The sequence below is a fragment of the Aestuariivivens insulae genome (genome assembly GCF_022662195.1).
GTDB classification, from domain to species: Bacteria; Bacteroidota; Bacteroidia; order Flavobacteriales; family Flavobacteriaceae; genus Aestuariivivens; species Aestuariivivens insulae.
Map to the genome: position 1 here is coordinate 83,833 of NZ_JAKMCS010000003.1, position 20,001 is coordinate 103,833.

Consider the following 20,001-nt stretch of genomic DNA (forward strand, 5'->3'; position numbering starts at 1 on the left):
AAAATTATACTACAATGAAGAATATAATAAAATTAGTAACCGCAACATTAAGTGTTCTTATAGCATTTACGAGTTGTAATAATTCCAAGCAATCCAGTTCTGGCGCATTGGCAAGTAATGTAGCTGATAAAGTATATGTAGCTCCAGGAGAGCATGACGAATTTTATGCCTTCATTTCTGGAGGTTTTAACGGACAATTATCGGTTTACGGCCTCCCTTCTGGTCGTTTATTTAAGGTCATTCCTGTATTCTCCCAAGATGCAGAAAAAGCTTATGGCTATAGTGAAGAAACCAAACCTATGCTAAATACCTCTTACGGCTTCATACCTTGGGATGATTTACACCATCCAGACATTTCCCAAACCAATGGAAAATTAGATGGGCGATATGTGTTTGTAAACGGGAACAACACCCCAAGAATAGCCAAAGTAGACTTAACCACTTTTGAGACTACCGAAATTATAGAAATTCCAAACAGTGCCGGAAACCATAGTTCTTCTTATGTTACAGACAATACAGAATATGTTGTTGCTGGAACACGATTTGCTGTGCCAATTCCACAAAAGGACATCCCTATAAAAGAATACAAAGGTAACTTTAAAGGTACGCTTTCATTTATAAAAGTGAACCCAGAAGATGGTGGCATGAGCATTAAATTCCAACTTTTAATGCCTGGTTTCGATTATGACAAAGCGCATCCCGGACGAGGGAAATCACATGGCTGGTTCTTCTTTACAACTTATAACACCGAAGAAGCAAGCACCCTTCTAGAGGTTAATGCCTCGCAAAATGACAAAGACTTTATCGCTGCGGTAAACTGGAAGAAAATTGAAGAATACGTAAACAACGGTGGTGGTAAAACCGTACCAGCAAACTACGCTCATAATGTATATGACGAACATACACAAATGGCTACTTCAACCATGAAAAAAGAAGTTCTAATTGTTGACCCTTCAGAAGTACCTGGTGCTGTTTACTTTTTACCTACACCAAAATCGCCTCACGGGTGTGATGTAGACCCTACAGGAGAATACATTGTTGGTAGTGGTAAATTATCGGCCAACGTTACTGTTCACTCTTATACCAAAATGATTGATGCCATTGAAAACAAAAAGTTTGCAGGAGAAGCCTATGGCATTCCAATATTAAACTTTGAAGATGTTCTAGCTGGAGCTGTTGAACAACCTGGGCTAGGCCCTCTTCATACAGAGTTCGATAATGAAGGGAACGCTTATACATCGTTCTTTATATCTTCAGAAATTGTAAAATGGAAATTAGGCACATGGGAAGTTTTAGATAGACAACCAAGTTATTACTCCATTGGTCACTTAATGATTCCTGGTGGAAATTCACAACAACCGTTTGGTAAGTATGTTGTAGGCTTGAATAAAATCACAAAAGACCGTTACTTACCAACGGGGCCAGAGGTTACCCAATCGGCTCAGCTTTATGATATTTCAGGCGATAAAATGGAATTACTGCTAGATTTTCCAACTATAGGTGAACCACACTATGCAGCAGGATGCCCAGCAGATTTGATCAAACCGAATTCTAAAAAGATTTACAATTTAGAAGATAACAAGCATCCATATGCTACAAAATCTGAAGCAGATACAAAAGTTGTTCGTGAAGGAAGTGTTGTTCATATATATATGACAACTATTCGTAGTCACTTCTCCCCAGATAATATTGAAGGGATAAAAGTAGGAGATAAAGTGTATTTCCACGTCACCAATTTAGAACAGGATTACGATGTACCCCATGGCATAAGTATGATTGGAGCTAAAACTTCCGAATTATTAATTATGCCGGGACAAACAGAAACCTTCCTATGGGAACCAAAACAAGTAGGTGTTTGGCCATTCTACTGTACAGACTTCTGTTCGGCATTACACCAGGAAATGCAAGGCTATGTACGTGTATCTGCTGCTAATGCCAATACACCACTAAAATGGTCGCTTGGAGAAGATATTGAATAATTAAAATTAGGAAAATTTTGTTTTAGTGTTTATTTTCCTATTCAAGGCGAGGGTTATTTTTCGCCCTCGCCTTACTTTTAAAAACACTACACTTCCTGTATATACAGGAATAAAACGCACGATAACCATCAAGGAAAGTGTATTTTTATTATAAGTTACATTATTAAAACGACACCTATGAAAAGGTCTAATATCATCATGCTTATTGCTGCCTTACTTCCATTAGGACTATTTCTTTTTCCGCTTTGGAAAATCACACTGGAAGCTCCCCAATATCCAACACCATTGGGCATGTACATTCATATTAATGATTTTTCCGATGCCAACCCGCATGACATCAAAAACATTAACTTGATGAACCATTATGTAGGCATGAAATATATACCAGATGCCATTCCTGAATTTAAAATTTTTCCTTTAGGGATCATCATCACAACGGTTATTGGACTCCTTATCGCTTTTAAGGGCAATTACAAATGGTTCTTGTTCTGGTTTATTTTAATGATTGTATTAAGTTGTGCTGGACTGTACGACTTTTATCTATGGGAACACGATTATGGCCATAATCTAGACCCTAAGGCCATCATGAAATTTACTAACCCAGATGGCAGTGTTATGGGATTTCAACCGCCTTTATTTGGCACTAAAGACATATTGAATTTTAAAGCGCATTCTTACCCTCGTCTGGGAGCATGCTTTTTGGGGCTTGGTATTGCTGCATCTTTAATAGCCTTTTTTATGGACAAAAAAAACAATAAAAAAACTGTACCTATATAAGAAAGAAAAACACTAAAACATGAAAACACTAAAACACTATACAATACTTACGGTTCTATTCCTGTTTATAGGCTGTAACATAGCTCCCAAAGCTATAGATTATGGCAATGATGTCTGCCATTTCTGTAAAATGACCATTGTAGACAAACTCCATGCCGCCGAAATTGTCACCCAAAAAGGTAAAATCTATAAATTTGATGCTTCGGAATGTATGATCAATTATTTAAAGGAATTTGATACTTCAGAAATTAAATTTTACCTATCCAATAACTACACAGAACCTGAAGAGTTAATAGATGCCACTAAGGCTACATTTTTAATAAGCGAAAATATCCCCAGTCCCATGGGCGCCTATCTATCTGCCTTTAAAACTAAAGCCAATGCCGAAAAAGTCCTTCAAGACAAAGGTGGCACACTTTATAATTGGTACGAACTTATTGACCATTTAAATAAATAAGACCCTATTAATTTCTTTTATTCATTTAAATATAAAAAGTATTTATTTACTTTATAAGGCTTTTTACGCCTTATACAATCAACAATTAACATATTAATGAAACCTTCTTTAAAACATATCATTGGGTTTTTGCTCACTATTTTAAGCTATAGTGGTTTTTCACAGCCCCTTGAAGTTTGTGATACCTGCGAGATAACTTCATTAAAAAGTGCTATTTCGGCCGCCAAAGATTTTGATACCATTGTTGTAAAAAAAGGAACTTATATAGAACATAATATTTTAGTTGATAAACCTGTGACCATTATAGGCGAAAATTACCCTGTTATAGATGGCGAATCCAAAGGTGAAATTATTACCATTGTTTCAGATAGCGTAACTGTAGACGGACTCTACATTATTAATGTGGGCAACAGTTACACATCAGATTATGCAGCTATTAGGGTAAAGCGTAGCAAGCATTTTACCATTAAAAATCTAGTGCTTGAAAAACTGTTCTTCGGAATTTATTTAGAAAAATCTAACTATGGAAAAATATATCATAACAAAATTATTGGGGATGCAGTCCAAGAGTACAATTCTGGTAATGGTATTCAATTATGGTACAGCAACCATATAGATATTGAACATAACTATATAACACAAGTTCGTGACGGTATTTATTTAGAGTTCTCCAACAATTGCCTCATCAAAAACAACACAAGCACCGAAAATTTACGTTATGGCCTACACTTTATGTTCTCTAATTATGACACATACCAAGACAATACTTTTGAGAATAATGGTGCAGGTGTAGCTGTGATGTTTTCCAAAAACATAAAAATGTATAACAATCTCTTTAAAGAAAACTGGGGAACTGCATCTTATGGCATGTTGCTTAAAGAAATTAACGACGCTGAAATTATTGGTAATACCTTTAAAGAAAACACCATAGGCATTAACATTGAAGGTTCTAATCGAATCCTGTATAAAAACAATAACTTTAGCAATAATGGTTGGGCCATTAAAGTACGTGGTGCCTGCTACACCAATAAATTTCTAGAAAACAACTTTTTATACAACTCCTTTGACGTTTCTTACAACAGCAAGGTAAACGACAATATATTCGACAAAAACTATTGGAGCAACTATACGGGCTACGATCTAAATAAAGACGGTATTGGCGACGTACCCTACCGCCCGGTAAAACTGTTTTCGTATATTGTAAATCGCACTCCCGAAACCATCATTTTGCTTCGCAGCCTGTTTATTGATATTCTTGATTTTTCAGAGAAAGTATCTCCAGTTTTCACGCCAGACAATCTACAGGACCAAAACCCTTTAACAAAAAAAATACAATGGTAAACATAACCAATCTACATAAAAAATTCAATAAAAATAAGGTGCTTAGCGGTGTAAACCTTGAGATTGATAACAGTGGCATTTTTGCTGTACTAGGACCTAACGGCTCTGGAAAAACCACGCTTATTAAATCTATTTTGGGCATGGTAATTCCTAACAAAGGAAAAATAAGTGTCCTGGGAAAGGATATTAAACATAGTTCTGCGTATCGTCACCAAATTGATTATTTGCCACAAATAGCCAATTTCCCCAGTAATTTAAAGGTTAAAGAACTCATTAAAATGATTAAGGATTTACGAGGCAAAACCAAAATGGACCTTGAACTTATTAAACGCTTTAAATTAGAACCTTTTTTAGACAAAAAATTGGGCACCTTATCTGGCGGAACAAAACAAAAAGTAAATATCGTCCTAACCTTCATGTTTGACAGCCCATTGATTATTTTAGACGAACCTACTACAGGGCTGGATCCAATTTCATTAATCCAATTAAAGGAACTTATCCAATCAGAAAAAAGTAAAGGAAAAACGATATTGATAACATCCCATATTATGAGTTTTGTAGAAGAGGTTTCCGATGAAATTGTATTTCTCTTGGAAGGACAAATTTATTTTAAGGGGTCTACCTCTGCTTTGAAAATTAAAACTAATGAACAAGATTTCGAACGTGCCATAGCATCAATACTTAAAGAAAATCATGCTTAAAATATTAAAATACAGTTTTTTCGATCTCATGCGTAGCCGATGGAGCTATGTGTATTTTGCCTTCTATCTACTATTGGGCATTGTCTTGTTGTTTTTAAACAACGACCTCTCCAAAGCGGTCATCACGTTAATGAATGTTATCATTATACTTGTACCATTAATAGGTACTATTTTTGGCGTTATGTATTATTACAACTCTAAAGAATTTACCGAATTGTTATTGGCACAACCCTTAAAACGGTCGTCCATCTTTCTCGGGCAGTATTTAGGTGTTGCCCTATCGCTGTCCATGAGCTTGATTTTGGGTTTGGGCATCCCTTTTATTTTTTACGGTCTGTTCCAATCTTCTGCTATCTGGGATTTTTCACTCTTATTAGTTACAGGTACTTTTTTAACATTCATATTTACAGCATTGGCTTTTAACATGGCACTTTCCAACGAAAATAAGATTAAAGGGTTTGGATATGCTATCCTGCTTTGGCTATTCTTTGCCATAATTTACGACGGCGTTTTTTTAATGTCCTTAATCTTGTTTGAAGATTACCCTTTAGATAAACTCTCCCTGGTTGGCACTATGCTAAATCCTATAGACCTATCTCGAACACTTATACTTTTAAAGTTGGATATATCGGCATTATTGGGATATACTGGCGCAATTTTTAAAAAGTTCTTTGGCACTAATTTTGGATTGATCACATCCCTTTCCATGTTATCTCTTTGGGTGATCTTACCCGTTTTAAGAATTGTATTTAAAGCTAAACGGAAAGATTTTTAAGAACTTCCTTTTACAATAAACTTTCCTAAGAATTAGCAAATAACTGACATAAGTCATGTTTTAATATGACCTTAACCTATATTTTTGTTTTAACAAAAAAGACAAATTTGTCTTTTATTAAATTAACCATAACAAAATCTAACGTACAATGAAGGCTAAACTAAAATCAATAATAATGTCCTATACATTATTGGCTTCTATCTTATCGTTCACAGCATGTATTGATAATGAACAAAAGGAATATGCAGATGCCAGCACCATTCCTGTGAATAGAGAGATGGTTGCCGAATTAACTGCTCCACCAAATGTCCCCACACCTGTTGGTAGAAGAAAGGCAAAAAAACTTATTGTTAACATGGAGATTCTAGAAAAAGAAGGCACCATGACAGATGGAACAACCTATAATTACTGGACCTTTGGAGGTTCGGTCCCAGGAAGTTTTATAAGAACCAGGGTTGGTGACGAAGTAGAATTCACCCTAGCCAATCATCCAGATAATAAATTACCCCACAATATCGATTTACATGCAGTAACTGGGCCTGGTGGTGGCGCTACCTCATCTTTCGTTGCTCCAGGGCACGAGAAAAAATTCAGTTTTAAAACATTAAATGAAGGGTTATATGTTTACCATTGTGCAACGGCTCCTGTAGGGATGCACATTGCCAATGGAATGTACGGATTAATATTGGTTGAACCGGATGGTGGTCTTCCTCCAGTGGATAAAGAATATTACATCATGCAAGGGGATTTTTATACCAAAGGTGAAAATGGAGCGCCCGGTTTACAAGCATTCGATATGAAAAAAGCCGTTGATGAAGATGCCGATTATGTGGTATTTAATGGTAGTGTTGGCGCTTTAACAGGAGACAATGCCATAACGGCTAATGTTGGCGAAACCGTTCGTCTTTTTGTTGGTAACGGTGGCCCTAATTTAGTGTCTTCTTTCCATGTTATTGGTGAGATTTTTGACAAGGTTCATGTTGAAGGGGGCACAACCATTAACGAAAATGTTCAAACCACATTAATTCCTGCTGGAGGCGCCGCCATAGTCGAGTTTAGAGTTGATGTTCCAGGAACCTTTATCCTAGTAGACCACTCCATTTTTAGAGCCTTTAACAAAGGGGCCCTAGGCATGTTAAAGGTTGAAGGTAAAGAAAACAAAAAAATCTATTCTGGTGTTATACAAGAAGGCATTTATAATCCAGAAGGTGGCGGAATTCAAGTAATGCCAAACGGAAATGGTAAAAAAGCTGAAGTAGCAACATCTAAAACCTTAGCTGAAAAAATGGAGGCAGGAAAGAAAATCTACATGCAAACCTGTTTTGCTTGCCATCAAGCCGAAGGTCAAGGCATTCCGAATGCATTTCCTCCTTTGGCAAACTCAGACTACTTAAATGCCGATGTTAATCGTGCCATTAATATTGTTCTTAAAGGAAAAACCGGGGAAATAACCGTTAATGGCGAAACATACAATAGTGTTATGACTAGGCAAGCAATTAGCAATGAAGAAATAGCAGACGTATTGACCTATGTATATAATTCATGGGGCAATAACAAAACCGTAGTAACAAAATCTCAAGTAGACCAAGTAAAAAGCGGTCACTAAACACTATTTAAAATGAAAACCATTTTCAGATTGATAATTTGTCTAATCACCATTGGTACATACCATGCAAATGGTCAATCTGAAATGGTTACCATTAAGGGAGGCACTTATATTCCACTGTATGGGAGGGATTCACTTAAAGTTACCATTTCAAATTTTCAAATGGATGTTTACCCAGTAAACAATTTAGAATATTTGGAGTTCGTAAAAAAACACCCTAAATGGCAACGCTCACAAGTAAAAAAACTATTTGCAGACAAAAGCTATTTAACATATTGGAGGTCTGATACAGAGCTAGGAAGCAACCAATTACCAAAAGCGCCAATTACAAACATCTCTTGGTTTGCCGCTAAAGATTATTGCGAATGCCAAGGAAAAAGGTTACCCACCATAGACGAATGGGAATATGTAGCCATGGCAAACCAAACATTGCCAGATGCCAGGCAATTAAAAACCTATAACACATTTATTTTAAGCTGGTATGAAAAACCAAAGACAGATAACAATACTGTTGGTTCAACCTTTAAAAATTATTGGAATGTGTACGACCTTCATGGTTTGGTTTGGGAATGGACACTCGATTTCAACTCGGTATTAGTGTCTGGTGAATCCAGAAAAGATGTCGATAAAGACACTAATTTATTCTGCGGAAGCGCTGCCGTTGGCGCCACAGACCTCATGAACTATGCGGCATTTATGAGGTATGCCATACGGGGCAGTTTAAAAGCCAAATACACGATGAAAAATTTAGGATTTCGTTGTGTGAAAGATATAGATAAAAACCTGTAAACGCATGAAAACTATATACACTCTTTTGGTATTTGCAATTACATTAACCGTTCTAAGTTGCAAAACCAATAACGAAACAAAACAAGAATTGGCAGAGACTTATCAGTGTCCCATGCTATGTGAAGATAATAAAACTTATAGTGATTTTGGAAGCTGTCCTGTATGTAAGATGGATTTAAAACGCATTGAGACATCTTCAAAATTAGCCATGAATCAAAATACGTTTTCAGAAGAATCTATTTTCAACCTAACCAGTTCATGGCATACCGAAGAAGGTGAAGTTATTCAGCTTAAAGATTTAAAGGGCAAAACCTTGGTTATGGTCATGATTTACACAACCTGTAAGGCTGCTTGCCCACGACTGGTTGCCGATATGCGAAATATTGAAGCACAAATCCCCAAAAACCAGCTTGAGAATGCACACTTCGTTTTGGTAAGTATCGACCCAAAAACAGATACCCCAGAACGCTTAAAAAGCTTTGCCAAGGAAAACTTTATGGATGGTGACCATTGGACTTTTTTACAAGGCTCCGAAAGTAGCGTACGTGAATTTGCCAATGTATTGGCCGTAAAATACAAACAAATATCTCCCATGGATTTTTCACATTCCAATATTATAAGTGTCTTTAATCCAAAAGGTGAACTGGCACACCAACAAGAAGGGTTGGGCGTAGATAATAAAGAAACCGTACAATCCATTCTGGAACTAACAAGTAAATAGAATTCTAACTAAAAACAAGTAAATATGCTATCAAAAAAACAAGCACGCGTATTTTTTCTGGGAGGAACAGCTGTTACCTTCCTTATATTTATTGGGCTTACCATTTTTTCTTTTGGTAAATCGCAAGACCAATCCAATAATGAAGACATTACAGACGCCGTAGTAAGAGGTAAAAACCTATGGGAAGCTAATAACTGTATGGGGTGCCACACCATTTTAGGTGAGGGCGCTTATTATGCGCCAGAGCTAACAAAAGTTGTAGAGCGTAGAGGTGAAGGCTATATAAAAGCCGTATTGACTACACCTGTAGATTGGGCTCCAAATGGCAGAAAAATGGTGGCCTATGGTTTTTCGCAAGAAGAAGCCGCCGATTTAATCGCCTTTTTTAATTGGATAGGCAACATCGATTTAAACGGGTTCGATACCGTAGTATCCCCATTAGCCGAAGATAACAACTAATCTAAATTGATATTATGAAATATAAATCACAAAAAGTAGCGTATTGGTTTTTTGCCCTGTCCATGTTGTTGTTTGGGCTTCAAATTGTTTATGGCTTTATCATGGGGTTCGCCCATGCAGGCTTTGACAACCTTCATGGTATTATACCATTTAACACAGCAAGAGCAGTCCACACTAACCTTTTGGTAGTATGGTTATTATCAGGGTTTATGGGAGCTGCCTATTACATTATTCCAGAAGAGGCCCAACGTGAGTTGGTAAACGTAAAATTAGCTTACGTGCAATTAATAAGCTTAGCCGTAGTAGGCGTTATAGCAATTGTTGGTTATCATTTTAACTACTGGGAAGGACGTAAGTTTTTGGAAATCCCAAGGCCTTTGGATTACTTGGTGGTAGTAAACGTACTCCTGTTTTTGGGATTAATTTTAGCCACCCTCTTTAAAGGTAAACGAAAAACCACAACCGCATTGGTACTATCCATGGGATTATTATTTGCGGCCTTATTATACTTACCGGGCATGTTGCCATTCGACAGTCAAGTAAAAGACTCTTTCTTTAGGTGGTGGGTAGTTCACTTATGGGTAGAAGGTGTTTGGGAATTAATTATGGGTGGTATCCTATCGTTCCTATTAATAAAATTAACCGGGGTAGATAGAGAGGTTATAGAAAAATGGCTATACGTAATTGTTGGTCTTACCTTCTTATCTGGAGTTTTGGGTACAGGCCACCATTATTACTACATTGGCGTTAACAAAATTTGGTTGATTGTTGGCGGTATTTTTTCCGCCTTAGAGCCTTTGGCATTTTTGGCAATGGCCCTATTCGCTGTTAACATGTATAGAAAGGGTGAAAAGAAACATCCAAATAAATTAGCGCTCTATTGGACACTTGGAGCTGCCATAGTATCATTTATAGGTGCTGGATTATTGGGCTTCGCACACACCTTACCACAAACAAACATATATACCCACGGGACACTTGTAACTGCTATGCATGGCCACTTGGCTTTCTGGGGAGCTTATGCCATGATTGTTTTAGCCATTATTAGCTATAGTTTACCAAACATGACCGGTAGAAAATTATATGAAAGCACACGTGGTAGAGTTGCTTTTTGGCTATCGAACATAGGTATTATTGGTATGACCGTAGCCTTTGGTGTAGCGGGCGTTGCCCAGGTCTATTTAGAACGTAAGTTTAAAATGGAATTCATGGCCGTACAAAAGGAAATTGAAATTCATTTCATTGTTCTCATCCTATGTGCCACACTATTCTTAACAGGTATTATTGCCTACATGATAGACTTTTATAAACATGGCAAGCCTACAGATGAAGCTTTAGTCAATACAAACGCCCAATAAAATATTAAAACAAAAGCCTAAGACTAACTCAATGGAGCCCGCATTACCTGAAATCCATATGTAATGCGGGTATCTTTTAAACAAATACAAGATGCATATTCCATATTATCGTGCTATAGCCAAGGAACATGAAGTGTTTGAACACGCCTATACCTGTAAAATACCTTTCCTGTTGAAAGGCCCAACTGGAACTGGAAAATCTAGGTTTATAGAACATATGGCCTATAAGCTAAAAACAAAACTGATAACCATATCGTGCCATGAAGAAACCTCTTCAACCGATTTAATTGGTCGTTTTATCTTAAAAGGAGCAGAAACCATATGGTTGGACGGCCCCTTGACAACAGCCATTAAAGAAGGCCATATTTTGTATCTCGATGAAATTGCAGAAGCACGACCCGATGTGATAGTTGCCATTCACTCCCTTACCGATCACCGGCGTGAATTATTTATAGATAAGCTTGGAGAAACCATAAAGGCGCACCCAGATTTTATGTTAGTAGCTTCATTCAATCCTGGCTATCAACGAGGCTTTAAAGAATTAAAACCTTCCACCCGACAACGTTTTGCTGCCATATCATTCCATTATCCCGAAGCAAAAATAGAAACCGAAATTTTAGTTTCCGAAACAGGTATTGAAAATGATGTTGCCAAAAAACTGGTAAACATTGCAACCAAAATTAGAAACCTTACTGAATTGGGTCTAACAGAAACCGTTTCTACAAGGTTATTGGTCGATGCCGCTAAATTAATCCATGCTGGTTTGCCAAAACGATTGGCAGTTCATGTTGCAATTGTTGAACCTCTAACGGACGATTTGGAAGTTATACAAGCACTTAAGGATTTAAGTGATTTAATGATCTAACCATCAGTAGGCAGTTAACAGTCGCAGTAAGCAGGAAAATATACCCCCTGCAACGAACTACTGAACACTGAACACTGAATACTGAATACTGAGTACTGAATACTGAGTACTGAATACTATGTTTGAATTTGAACCAGATGAGTATATTTTCACCAAGTTTGCTTTCTTCTTTAAAAAACGACAAAAAGTTAAGGAAGCAGAACTTGTCTATGCCGTTAATTTAAACCACATAAAGCCAAGGCTCACTATCTTGGCTCGTGCCATTACAGGTGAAGCTATAGAAATTTTTGAAGCTGAGCGCGAAGGCGGCTACCGCAACAATAATTTCTTTTTGCCTGCACGTTTTTCCGAATTTAAAACTGTTGAAGAAAATATTGCCTTTTATCTATTTCGGGTGTTGTACTTATCGGTTCAAAAAAAATTGAACCTTAATTGGAACACTACCTTAGATTACGATACCAAGACTTCACAACAAAAGGCTATTGAGACATCAGACAAGGTATTGTCTATTTTATTTGAGCAATTTCCAGTTACCAAATCATACCACAAAGCCTTTACAGCCTTTTATAAAGCAAAAGCCACCAATAACAAACCAGCAGACTTTAGTTTTATTTATGGCAAGTGGATGAAAAACGACATTAAGGACAATCGTATGGAACGCTTGGAAAACTTTTCAGACAAAGTAAAAAAAGCCCAAGAAGAACAAGCTAAAACCATTATAAAATCGAAAGCGGTAGAAGAAATTATTTCAGTGCAAATCGACCAGAAGCAAATGGAAGATGCCGTTTTACAACATCAATTTGAAAAGGTAGAAACTGCCGAAGAATTTGGCGGAAATTTTAGGGATATGGATGGTGATGACGACCTTGATGACCACTCGAATGCTCTGGACGAAATAAACATGAAGTATACGGTTCGCGTTGACGATATGGCGCATTCGGTTTACCAAGCCGATTTTATTGAAAACACGACCATTGCTGAAAGTGCCGAAAGCCAAAGCAACGATTATTATATTAGTTACGACGAGTGGAATTACACCAATAGAACCTATAAAGAAAATTATTGCAAAGTTTATCCCAAAGCACCCTCCAAGATCGATACTGCCTTTTACAAAAAGACCTTATACGACAACCGTTCAACGTTAATGGGTTTACGTAAAATGCTAACTACCGTAAATAACAAATACCAGCAACAACGTAGGCAACCACAAGGTGAGGAACTTGATATTGATGCCATTACAGATTTATTTACCGATATTAAATCGGGGCACACCCCTTCAGAAAACATCTACCTCTCCAAAAGAAAAAAAGAGAAAGACCTGTCCATATTACTGCTTCTAGATATAAGCTTATCCAGTGATGGCTATGCCGCTGGCAACCGAATTATTGACGTTGAAAAACAAGTATCAATCCTTTTCGGAGAAATTTTAAATGAGTTTAACATCGATTTTTCTATCGACTGCTTTTATTCCAAAACCCGTAACCATTCCAGTTATTTAACCTTGAAAGGATTCGATGAAAGTTGGAATACCGCTAAACACAAAGTAGGAGGCATAGAACCTAGTGGCTATACACGCATTGGGGCGGCTTTACGACACTCTGGTGCATTACTTGATAAACGTAACACCAAAAACAAATGGGTCATTTTAATATCGGACGGCAAACCAAACGACTACGACAAATACGAAGGCAAATACGGTATTAACGATGTAAAACAAGCACTTCGCGAATTGAATGAGCGTCAAATAAATTCGTATGCTTTGGCCATTGAAGCCCAGGCCAAATACTATCTACCCCAAATGTTTGGCCAAAACCACTACCAAATACTCACAAACCCCACAGAGCTGTTACAATCGTTGGTAAAGCTCTATGAAAAAATTAAACATCAGTCTTGAAACTACCATTCCTTAAACTTCAATTGCAAATCTCCATAATATAAAAATAAATGGATATCACATCATTTTGCCTTCAAGCAATTTATATTATTGACCAGCAACAAACCTATACCCAATGGTAGTAAAATACTAAAAGCAAAAAGCAAGGTATAGTAATAGGAAAACAATCCTTCCCTTATAAAAAAACGATAACCTTGAAGCAACAATAATGCTTCTGTCAACACAAAGCCAAACAAAAAACAAGCTACACCAACATTTAATACTTTGCTATTTTGTAACCAACCGCTTTTTAAAATAAAAGCCAATAAAAATCCGCTAACAATCCCAAGCATGATCAAATGAATAAAACCAATTACAAAATTACGATGTTGGTAAACGGTTTGTGAGAATTCTGGAAAAACAGACGCCAACTGTAACCCCATTTTTAACACAAAACAAAAAATAGCAAAACTGTATAGGTAAAGCAAAAGCTTATTTTTATGTTGTAACACAAGTGTTAATTTGAATTTAATAAGGCGTAAAAACATAATAAGCACAACCAATTGCATAAACATGGCCAAACCATTTATCCAAAACAAGATTTTATGCGGTGCAAACCATTGAACCGGTAAAGCAAAACTTAAAATTGTTGAAATAACAAGAAGCCTAAAAAAAACACGAAACAGCCTGGATTCCTGAATATTGATAAAATAAAAAAAGATAGCTATCACTGCAATTAAAAACCATCCGTTAAACTGAAAATGCAAAAAAAACTGAATGGCTATTTGATAGAAAGCAGAGGCCTGCCCCAAAGTAGCCACCGCGGGCCCCAAGCACCACACACCTAATGTAGATATCAACATAAAAACCAAAGCTGCTTTTATTAAGCGCCTAACCGTTTTGGATGTTATATTAACCTGTTTCCAAACTAGGTACACAAAATAATAACTGCACAAAATATGCAAAGTAGAGAAGGTAATGGATATTGCTGCATAGCCTTGAAATGGAAAGCTTAGTATCATGCCCACTACAGCAATCTGTGTTATCCAAAACAATCGCTTAAAATGGGCATGCTTACGTTTGGGTATAAAATAATGTACTATGAATACAAACAACATTAAATACCCCCACCCCAACATGGCCACATGCGAATGGGCATGCGTTAAAAACCTATAATTAAAAGGAATGGCTTCTATAAACGAATACCGTAAAACCAAACCCATTAAAGCAGTAATAAAAAAGTTTACAAGGCAAACAACAACAAACCTTTTTGGCATATCATTTATTTTTCTGGGTTAAAATAGTTAATTAAAAAGAAATCCCAGAAGGTTTAAACACATTCTGGGATTTCACCAACCAAAGTAATTGCAAAAAAATGCATTACAATACTAACCAAATTGTTGCTCTAGCTTTATAGCTTGAGGAAATAAAATATTATTTTCTAAATGAATGTGTAAATGTAAATCCTTTTCAAACGCGTCTAACATGGCATAAGTAACCCTATAAGTGTTACAGGCATCGGCCGGTGGGTTATAATTATTACTAAGATCTGCAATTTGTCTAAAACGCTCGCCTTCGTTATCGTGCTCGTGCTTCATCATGGCTATAGGGTTTTCAACGGTACCAAATTGGGGCAATTCAATAGCTCCTTGTCCCAGTTTGGCATTCACCATTTTTTTAACAAACGGAAACAAGATCAACTCCTCTTTTTTCATATGGGCTGCCAACTCACCTGCCGAGGCTTTAAACAGTTCATTGATTTGCAATAATTCGGGATGGCGCTCACCGTGTACATGGCAAAGCTTGTTTAAAAACTGAAGTAACACAGGTACTTTTTCCTCTACATATCGATGGTGCTTCTTTTCAATATAATCTATTAACAAATCCAGCGGCCAAGACTTATAATCTATAGATTGGTCGGTTGTTGCGTTTAAGACACTATGGATTTCGTCCAACAGTCCGTTAGTGTCTATACCCTTCTTTTCACACACTTCCTCTATAGTACGGTCTCCTTTGCAGCAAAAATCTATGTTATATTTTGAAAAAACAGCTGCTGTTCTAAAATCTTCGGCTACAAATTGTCCTATTTGCTTTTGTGAATCGTTTTGTAATGTTATCATGACTAAATATTTAATTCGGATATTTTTATCCTTTTTATTTGTAAATTTTTTTTAAACCTTTAAAAATGAAGCTCCAGATTTGATGTCTAATGCTAATTCTTCCAAACTAGTACGTTCTAACATGTCTTTTAAACCTTCCCTTATGGCTTTAAATTTATCGTGTACGGGGCATGGATGCGTTTCGCTACACTTATGCAAGCCCAAACCACAACCATTATAGATGGCATCACCATCAATGGCATTAACAATATCTGCTAGTTTTACTAATGGGATCCTATCTTTGGCAATTTCAAAACCGCCATAGGCTCCCTTTAAAGAGCTTATAACATCGTGCCTCACAAGTGCCTGTAAAATCTTAGCAGTAAAGGCTTCTGGCGAATCTATTTCCTTAGCTATCTCCTTAGGGCTTACGCGTACACCTTCATAAGATTTTATGGCGATGAAAATTGTTGCTTTTATACCGTACTCACAAGCTTTGGAAAACATATTACTAGTTTAATAGACTACAAATTTAAGACAAAACAATCAATTAAGACAATTTTATCTTAATTAATATTTATGTCTATACCAAACTTTTTGCCATTCCCGTCGCAATATTAAAAAAACAACATCTTCCGATAGTTTTAGAATATCGGTTCCATCCAATGCCTTTATTTGGGCTTCAGACACATCTATGATGTATAGTAAATTAAGATAATCTGCGAATTTCTCCTGTATGAGTTTGTAAATTGTTTCGTGAAGCAGCAGTTTAAGGCTTAACGGTTCAATAGCATTATCAAACTCTAAATCGATATTAGCCAAAAGGAAATCCTTATTAATTTGACTAATCAACTTAGTGTATAAATCTAATTGGTTGGCTTCTTCTATTAAGGCGTCAAAAGTAGTTGGTAGTTGCATTACACGTCTCTATGCATTAATCCAGTCCCAAAATCTTTTAGCAACTGCTTCTTTTCATCAGAAATGTGAAGGGATTCTAAAACCAAAAAAGCCTTTTGGGTATAATCCTTAATAGCTTTTGTTGTTTCTTCCGCAGAACCCGAGGATAAGAAAAACTGTTTTGCAGTTTCTATTTTTGTAGCAATATCTTCTGGGTTTGAAGCAAATAGTTGTCGTAATGTCGTTTTATCGGTTTCATTGGAAAACTCCAAAGCCTTCAGGTATAAATAGGTTTTCTTGTTTTCAATAATATCACCTCCAACCTGTTTTCCAAAGGTTTTGGGATCGCCAAAAGCATCCAAATAATCATCTTGCAACTGAAAGGCTATGCCCAAATTTTTGCCAAACTCGTATATGTTATGTTGATCCTCTAATGATGCATTGGCCACAATAGCTCCCATTTTCATAGCAGCACCCACTAAAACAGCCGTTTTATACTCAATCATTTTTAAATATTCCGGAATAGAAACATCGTCCCTGGACTCAAAATCGATATCGTATTGTTGTCCCTCACAAACTTCTAGAGCCGTTTTACTAAATAATTGCGCTAATGCCTGAAAAGTATGCGGCGGGTAATTCTCAAATAATTGGTAAGCCATAATAAGCATGGCATCGCCCGATAAGACTCCGGTATTGACATCCCACTTTTCATGCACCGTTTGTTTCCCTCGTCTCAAAGGGGCATCGTCCATAATATCGTCATGAACCAGCGAAAAATTATGAAACACTTCTATACTCAATGCTGCGTTTAAAGCCTTATTATAAGTACTATTAAAAATTTCTGCAGTCAACAAAGTCAACACAGGTCTTAGCCTCTTACCTCCTAAATTTAAAATATAACGAATTGGCTCGTAAAGGTTTTTTGGCTCTCTCGCTACAGTATATTTCTCTAAATATGTAACAAATTGATGTTGGTATTCTTCTACTGATAACATGGGGTAAAAGTACATGAATTTTTTCATTTGTAAATTCAAAAAAACGCTTGAAAAAATCCATGCATAAACGAAGTGGTTGCTGAGCAATGTCGAAGTATGGTTAACAATATGAGCTTAAATTTTATAGGTTATGAAACAAAATTTAAGTTTTTACAGAGGCCCATAAATTAAAAAGTGGTGGATTTGTTCTTTTATAAAATAAATGTTAAAAAATTGCAAAACTTAGGAAACTTTTTTTGTTTTTAAAGTTTCCTGACGTAGTTTTGCACCACATTATGAGAGATAAAATACTACACAACGCAGGAGAAATGTTCTTAAACTACGGGTTTAAGAGCGTTACAATGGACGACATAGCACATGCCTTGGGCATTTCCAAAAAAACAATCTATCAGCATTTCGATAATAAAACCAAGTTAGTAGAAGCTACAACAATGTATGTTTTCGAAAATATTTCAGAAGGTATTGACTGTATTTGCGCATTGGAAAAGAATCCAATTGAAGAGATTTACGACATTAAACGTTTCGTGATGAATCATTTAAAAGACGAAAAGTCATCGCCACAATACCAGCTTCAAAAATATTATCCTGCCATATTTGCGACATTAAAACAAAAGCAGTTTGAAGTCATGCAGTGTTGCGTTAAAGCAAATTTAGAGCGTGGCATTACCCTTGGACTATACAGAGACACCATTAATATAGAATTTATATCCAGAATATATTTCAATTCCATGATAGCTTTAAAAGACAAGGATTTATTTCCATTAAAGCATTTCTCTATGAATGCTCTTATGGATTATTTTCTTGAGTATCATTTAAGGGGTATTTGTTCTAAAAAAGGCCTTGAAACATTGAACCAATTTATTAATACTCAGTCTTAAACACTAAACAACATATGAAAAACCGATTAATTATCATTTTCGGGTTACTAATAACTACATTAACCTATGCTCAAGAAGACCATAGCTTTACTTTACAGGAAGCAATAGATTATGCACTCGAAAACAATAGAGTTGCTAAAAATGCAAGTCGCGATATTGAGGCTGCCGAACAGCAAAAATGGGAAACTACCACCATTGGATTGCCACAAATAAATGGAAAAATAGAATTCCAAAATTGGCTCAAACAACAGGTCTCATTGTTGCCGGCCGCCGCTTTCGATAATACACAAAGTACTATAGATATTGTTAACGATTACTTTGATGGTCCCATAAGAAACAGCAAAGAAGTTGATACCCCTGAAGGTTTTATACCGTTACGCTTTGGCACCAAACAGAACATGAACGCATCGGTGACCCTAAGCCAACTTATTTTTGATGGCTCTTACCTAGTGGGCTTGCAATCGGCTAAAGTATTTCTGGAAATTTCTAAAAACGCTAAAGAAAAAACCGATTTAGAGGTTAGAAAGGCTGTAATTAATGCCTACGGAAATGTCTTGTTAGCAGAAGAAAGCGTAAGCATTTTAGAGCGCAACATAAGTGTGCTTGAAAAAAACCTAAGTGAAACTTCCAAAATTTATGAAAATGGGTTAACCGAGGAAGAAAGTGTAGAGCAACTACAAATAACCCTTTCTGGCGTACAAAGTAATTTAAAAAATACGCAACGCTTAAAAACGTTGGCATATCAAATGTTAAATATCACTCTGGGAATCGATATTAATTCCAATACAATCTTAACCGATAATTTGGAAAGCTTAACGAGCCAACATATAGATATCGCTTTACTCAATACCGAAAACAATGTTGAAAACACCATTGATTATAAAATAGCCGCCAATGACAAAACCTCTAAAGAGCTGCTTTTAAAATTTGAAAAAAGCAAAGCCTTACCTAATATAAGCGCTTTTGTTAATGCTGGTTATAGTGGTTTTAGCGATAGCTTCACATTCTTAAATAGTAGCCAACAATGGTTTGGCTCATCTCTATTAGGGGTTAGTATGAACATCCCTATTTTTAGTTCGGGAGGTAGAAGCGCTTCAACACAACGTGCTAGGATAAACCTTGAAAAAGCCAAAGACGACCTTACTGAAGTAGAACAAAAACTTAAACTTCAAATTGCTTCAGCTAAAAGCGATTATCAGTTTGCCATAGAAGAATACGAAAACAAAAAACAGAACCTAAACTTGGCCGAACGCATAGAGCAAAAAAACCAAACCAAGTTTTATGAAGGCATTGCTAGCAGTTTTGAGCTCAGGCAGGCGCAGGTACAGCTATACAGCTCGCAACAGGAGTTTCTACAAGCCATGCTAGATGTTATTAATAAAAAAGCTGCGTTGGAAACCATTTTAAATACAGTAAACAACTAAAATCAAT

General features: G+C 36.4%; 20 protein-coding genes. 15 read left to right on the plus strand and 5 right to left on the minus strand.

Features of this window, described 5'->3' with window-relative positions:
• Positions 1-14: 14 nt before the first annotated feature.
• From nosZ to MR062_RS04765, 13 genes are all read left to right on the plus strand, one after another.
• Complete coding sequence (nosZ, locus tag MR062_RS04705) at positions 15-1,979, plus strand: Sec-dependent nitrous-oxide reductase (protein WP_242202931.1); 1,965 nt, start codon at positions 15-17, stop codon at positions 1,977-1,979.
• A 177-nt stretch (positions 1,980-2,156) separates the two neighbouring features.
• Positions 2,157-2,756, plus strand: a complete 600-nt coding sequence (locus tag MR062_RS04710; RefSeq protein ID WP_242202932.1) for a hypothetical protein — start codon at positions 2,157-2,159, stop codon at positions 2,754-2,756.
• 19 nt (positions 2,757-2,775) lie between these two features.
• On the plus strand, positions 2,776-3,213 hold the full coding sequence (locus MR062_RS04715; RefSeq protein WP_242202933.1) for a nitrous oxide reductase accessory protein NosL: 438 nt from the start codon (positions 2,776-2,778) through the stop codon (positions 3,211-3,213).
• Positions 3,214-3,309: 96 nt separating this feature from the next.
• Positions 3,310-4,554 (plus strand): nitrous oxide reductase family maturation protein NosD, encoded by a 1,245-nt coding sequence (locus tag MR062_RS04720; protein ID WP_242202934.1) that lies wholly within the window; start codon positions 3,310-3,312, stop codon positions 4,552-4,554.
• Positions 4,548-5,255, plus strand: coding sequence for an ABC transporter ATP-binding protein (locus tag MR062_RS04725; RefSeq protein WP_242202935.1), 708 nt, complete (start codon positions 4,548-4,550; stop codon positions 5,253-5,255). Before MR062_RS04720 ends, MR062_RS04725 begins: the two co-directional genes overlap by 7 nt.
• Positions 5,248-6,030, plus strand: coding sequence for an ABC transporter permease (locus tag MR062_RS04730; protein ID WP_242202936.1), 783 nt, complete (start codon positions 5,248-5,250; stop codon positions 6,028-6,030). The genes MR062_RS04725 and MR062_RS04730 overlap by 8 nt, the downstream gene beginning before the upstream one ends.
• Before the next feature lie 175 nt (positions 6,031-6,205).
• Positions 6,206-7,636, plus strand: coding sequence for a copper-containing nitrite reductase (gene nirK / locus MR062_RS04735; RefSeq protein ID WP_242202937.1), 1,431 nt, complete (start codon positions 6,206-6,208; stop codon positions 7,634-7,636).
• Positions 7,637-7,648: 12 nt separating this feature from the next.
• The gene (locus MR062_RS04740) at positions 7,649-8,425 is read left to right on the plus strand and encodes a formylglycine-generating enzyme family protein (protein WP_242202938.1); all 777 of its coding nucleotides are present in this window, start codon (positions 7,649-7,651) and stop codon (positions 8,423-8,425) included.
• A 4-nt stretch (positions 8,426-8,429) separates the two neighbouring features.
• Positions 8,430-9,146, plus strand: a complete 717-nt coding sequence (locus MR062_RS04745) for an SCO family protein (RefSeq protein WP_242202939.1) — start codon at positions 8,430-8,432, stop codon at positions 9,144-9,146.
• A 24-nt stretch (positions 9,147-9,170) separates the two neighbouring features.
• Positions 9,171-9,605: a c-type cytochrome gene (locus MR062_RS04750; protein WP_242202940.1), complete on the plus strand. Its 435-nt coding sequence runs from the start codon at positions 9,171-9,173 to the stop codon at positions 9,603-9,605.
• A 14-nt stretch (positions 9,606-9,619) separates the two neighbouring features.
• Positions 9,620-10,963, plus strand: a complete 1,344-nt coding sequence (locus tag MR062_RS04755) for a cbb3-type cytochrome c oxidase subunit I (RefSeq protein WP_242202941.1) — start codon at positions 9,620-9,622, stop codon at positions 10,961-10,963.
• 91 nt (positions 10,964-11,054) lie between these two features.
• Complete coding sequence (locus tag MR062_RS04760) at positions 11,055-11,828, plus strand: CbbQ/NirQ/NorQ/GpvN family protein (protein ID WP_242202942.1); 774 nt, start codon at positions 11,055-11,057, stop codon at positions 11,826-11,828.
• A gap of 118 nt (positions 11,829-11,946) precedes the next feature.
• Positions 11,947-13,722, plus strand: a complete 1,776-nt coding sequence (locus MR062_RS04765; protein WP_242202943.1) for a nitric oxide reductase activation protein NorD — start codon at positions 11,947-11,949, stop codon at positions 13,720-13,722.
• A 62-nt stretch (positions 13,723-13,784) separates the two neighbouring features.
• Here the strand turns inward: MR062_RS04765 and MR062_RS04770 are convergent, their stop codons facing one another.
• The 5 genes from MR062_RS04770 to MR062_RS04790 form a co-directional block, all read right to left on the minus strand.
• On the minus strand, positions 13,785-14,978 hold the full coding sequence (locus MR062_RS04770) for a hypothetical protein (protein ID WP_242202944.1): 1,194 nt from the start codon (positions 14,976-14,978) through the stop codon (positions 13,785-13,787).
• Between the two features lie 111 nt (positions 14,979-15,089).
• On the minus strand, positions 15,090-15,821 hold the full coding sequence (gene ric, locus MR062_RS04775; protein ID WP_242202945.1) for an iron-sulfur cluster repair di-iron protein: 732 nt from the start codon (positions 15,819-15,821) through the stop codon (positions 15,090-15,092).
• A gap of 51 nt (positions 15,822-15,872) precedes the next feature.
• Positions 15,873-16,307 (minus strand): RrF2 family transcriptional regulator, encoded by a 435-nt coding sequence (locus MR062_RS04780; protein WP_242202946.1) that lies wholly within the window; start codon positions 16,305-16,307, stop codon positions 15,873-15,875.
• A 63-nt stretch (positions 16,308-16,370) separates the two neighbouring features.
• Entirely contained in the window at positions 16,371-16,718 is a 348-nt protein-coding gene (locus MR062_RS04785) for a hypothetical protein (RefSeq protein ID WP_242202947.1), read from the minus strand.
• On the minus strand, positions 16,718-17,692 hold the full coding sequence (locus tag MR062_RS04790; protein WP_242202948.1) for a polyprenyl synthetase family protein: 975 nt from the start codon (positions 17,690-17,692) through the stop codon (positions 16,718-16,720). The genes MR062_RS04785 and MR062_RS04790 overlap by 1 nt, the downstream gene beginning before the upstream one ends.
• A gap of 275 nt (positions 17,693-17,967) precedes the next feature.
• Here MR062_RS04790 and MR062_RS04795 point away from each other — a divergent pair, with 275 nt between their 5' ends.
• Both MR062_RS04795 and MR062_RS04800 read left to right on the plus strand, forming a co-directional pair.
• The gene (locus MR062_RS04795) at positions 17,968-18,570 is read left to right on the plus strand and encodes a TetR/AcrR family transcriptional regulator (protein ID WP_242202949.1); all 603 of its coding nucleotides are present in this window, start codon (positions 17,968-17,970) and stop codon (positions 18,568-18,570) included.
• A 14-nt stretch (positions 18,571-18,584) separates the two neighbouring features.
• Positions 18,585-19,994 (plus strand): TolC family protein, encoded by a 1,410-nt coding sequence (locus MR062_RS04800; protein WP_242202950.1) that lies wholly within the window; start codon positions 18,585-18,587, stop codon positions 19,992-19,994.
• Positions 19,995-20,001: the final 7 nt, after the last annotated feature.

Coding starts and splice junctions, on each gene's coding strand:
- nosZ (WP_242202931.1), top strand. CDS start 15: ATGAAGAATATAATAAAATTAGTAACCGCAACATTAAGTGTTCTTATA.
- MR062_RS04710 (WP_242202932.1), top strand. CDS start 2,157: ATGAAAAGGTCTAATATCATCATGCTTATTGCTGCCTTACTTCCATTA.
- MR062_RS04715 (WP_242202933.1), top strand. CDS start 2,776: ATGAAAACACTAAAACACTATACAATACTTACGGTTCTATTCCTGTTT.
- MR062_RS04720 (WP_242202934.1), top strand. CDS start 3,310: ATGAAACCTTCTTTAAAACATATCATTGGGTTTTTGCTCACTATTTTA.
- MR062_RS04725 (WP_242202935.1), top strand. CDS start 4,548: ATGGTAAACATAACCAATCTACATAAAAAATTCAATAAAAATAAGGTG.
- MR062_RS04730 (WP_242202936.1), top strand. CDS start 5,248: ATGCTTAAAATATTAAAATACAGTTTTTTCGATCTCATGCGTAGCCGA.
- nirK (WP_242202937.1), top strand. CDS start 6,206: ATGTCCTATACATTATTGGCTTCTATCTTATCGTTCACAGCATGTATT.
- MR062_RS04740 (WP_242202938.1), top strand. CDS start 7,649: ATGAAAACCATTTTCAGATTGATAATTTGTCTAATCACCATTGGTACA.
- MR062_RS04745 (WP_242202939.1), top strand. CDS start 8,430: ATGAAAACTATATACACTCTTTTGGTATTTGCAATTACATTAACCGTT.
- MR062_RS04750 (WP_242202940.1), top strand. CDS start 9,171: ATGCTATCAAAAAAACAAGCACGCGTATTTTTTCTGGGAGGAACAGCT.
- MR062_RS04755 (WP_242202941.1), top strand. CDS start 9,620: ATGAAATATAAATCACAAAAAGTAGCGTATTGGTTTTTTGCCCTGTCC.
- MR062_RS04760 (WP_242202942.1), top strand. CDS start 11,055: ATGCATATTCCATATTATCGTGCTATAGCCAAGGAACATGAAGTGTTT.
- MR062_RS04765 (WP_242202943.1), top strand. CDS start 11,947: ATGTTTGAATTTGAACCAGATGAGTATATTTTCACCAAGTTTGCTTTC.
- MR062_RS04770 (WP_242202944.1), bottom strand. CDS start 14,978: ATGCCAAAAAGGTTTGTTGTTGTTTGCCTTGTAAACTTTTTTATTACT.
- ric (WP_242202945.1), bottom strand. CDS start 15,821: ATGATAACATTACAAAACGATTCACAAAAGCAAATAGGACAATTTGTA.
- MR062_RS04780 (WP_242202946.1), bottom strand. CDS start 16,307: ATGTTTTCCAAAGCTTGTGAGTACGGTATAAAAGCAACAATTTTCATC.
- MR062_RS04785 (WP_242202947.1), bottom strand. CDS start 16,718: ATGCAACTACCAACTACTTTTGACGCCTTAATAGAAGAAGCCAACCAA.
- MR062_RS04790 (WP_242202948.1), bottom strand. CDS start 17,692: ATGTTATCAGTAGAAGAATACCAACATCAATTTGTTACATATTTAGAG.
- MR062_RS04795 (WP_242202949.1), top strand. CDS start 17,968: ATGAGAGATAAAATACTACACAACGCAGGAGAAATGTTCTTAAACTAC.
- MR062_RS04800 (WP_242202950.1), top strand. CDS start 18,585: ATGAAAAACCGATTAATTATCATTTTCGGGTTACTAATAACTACATTA.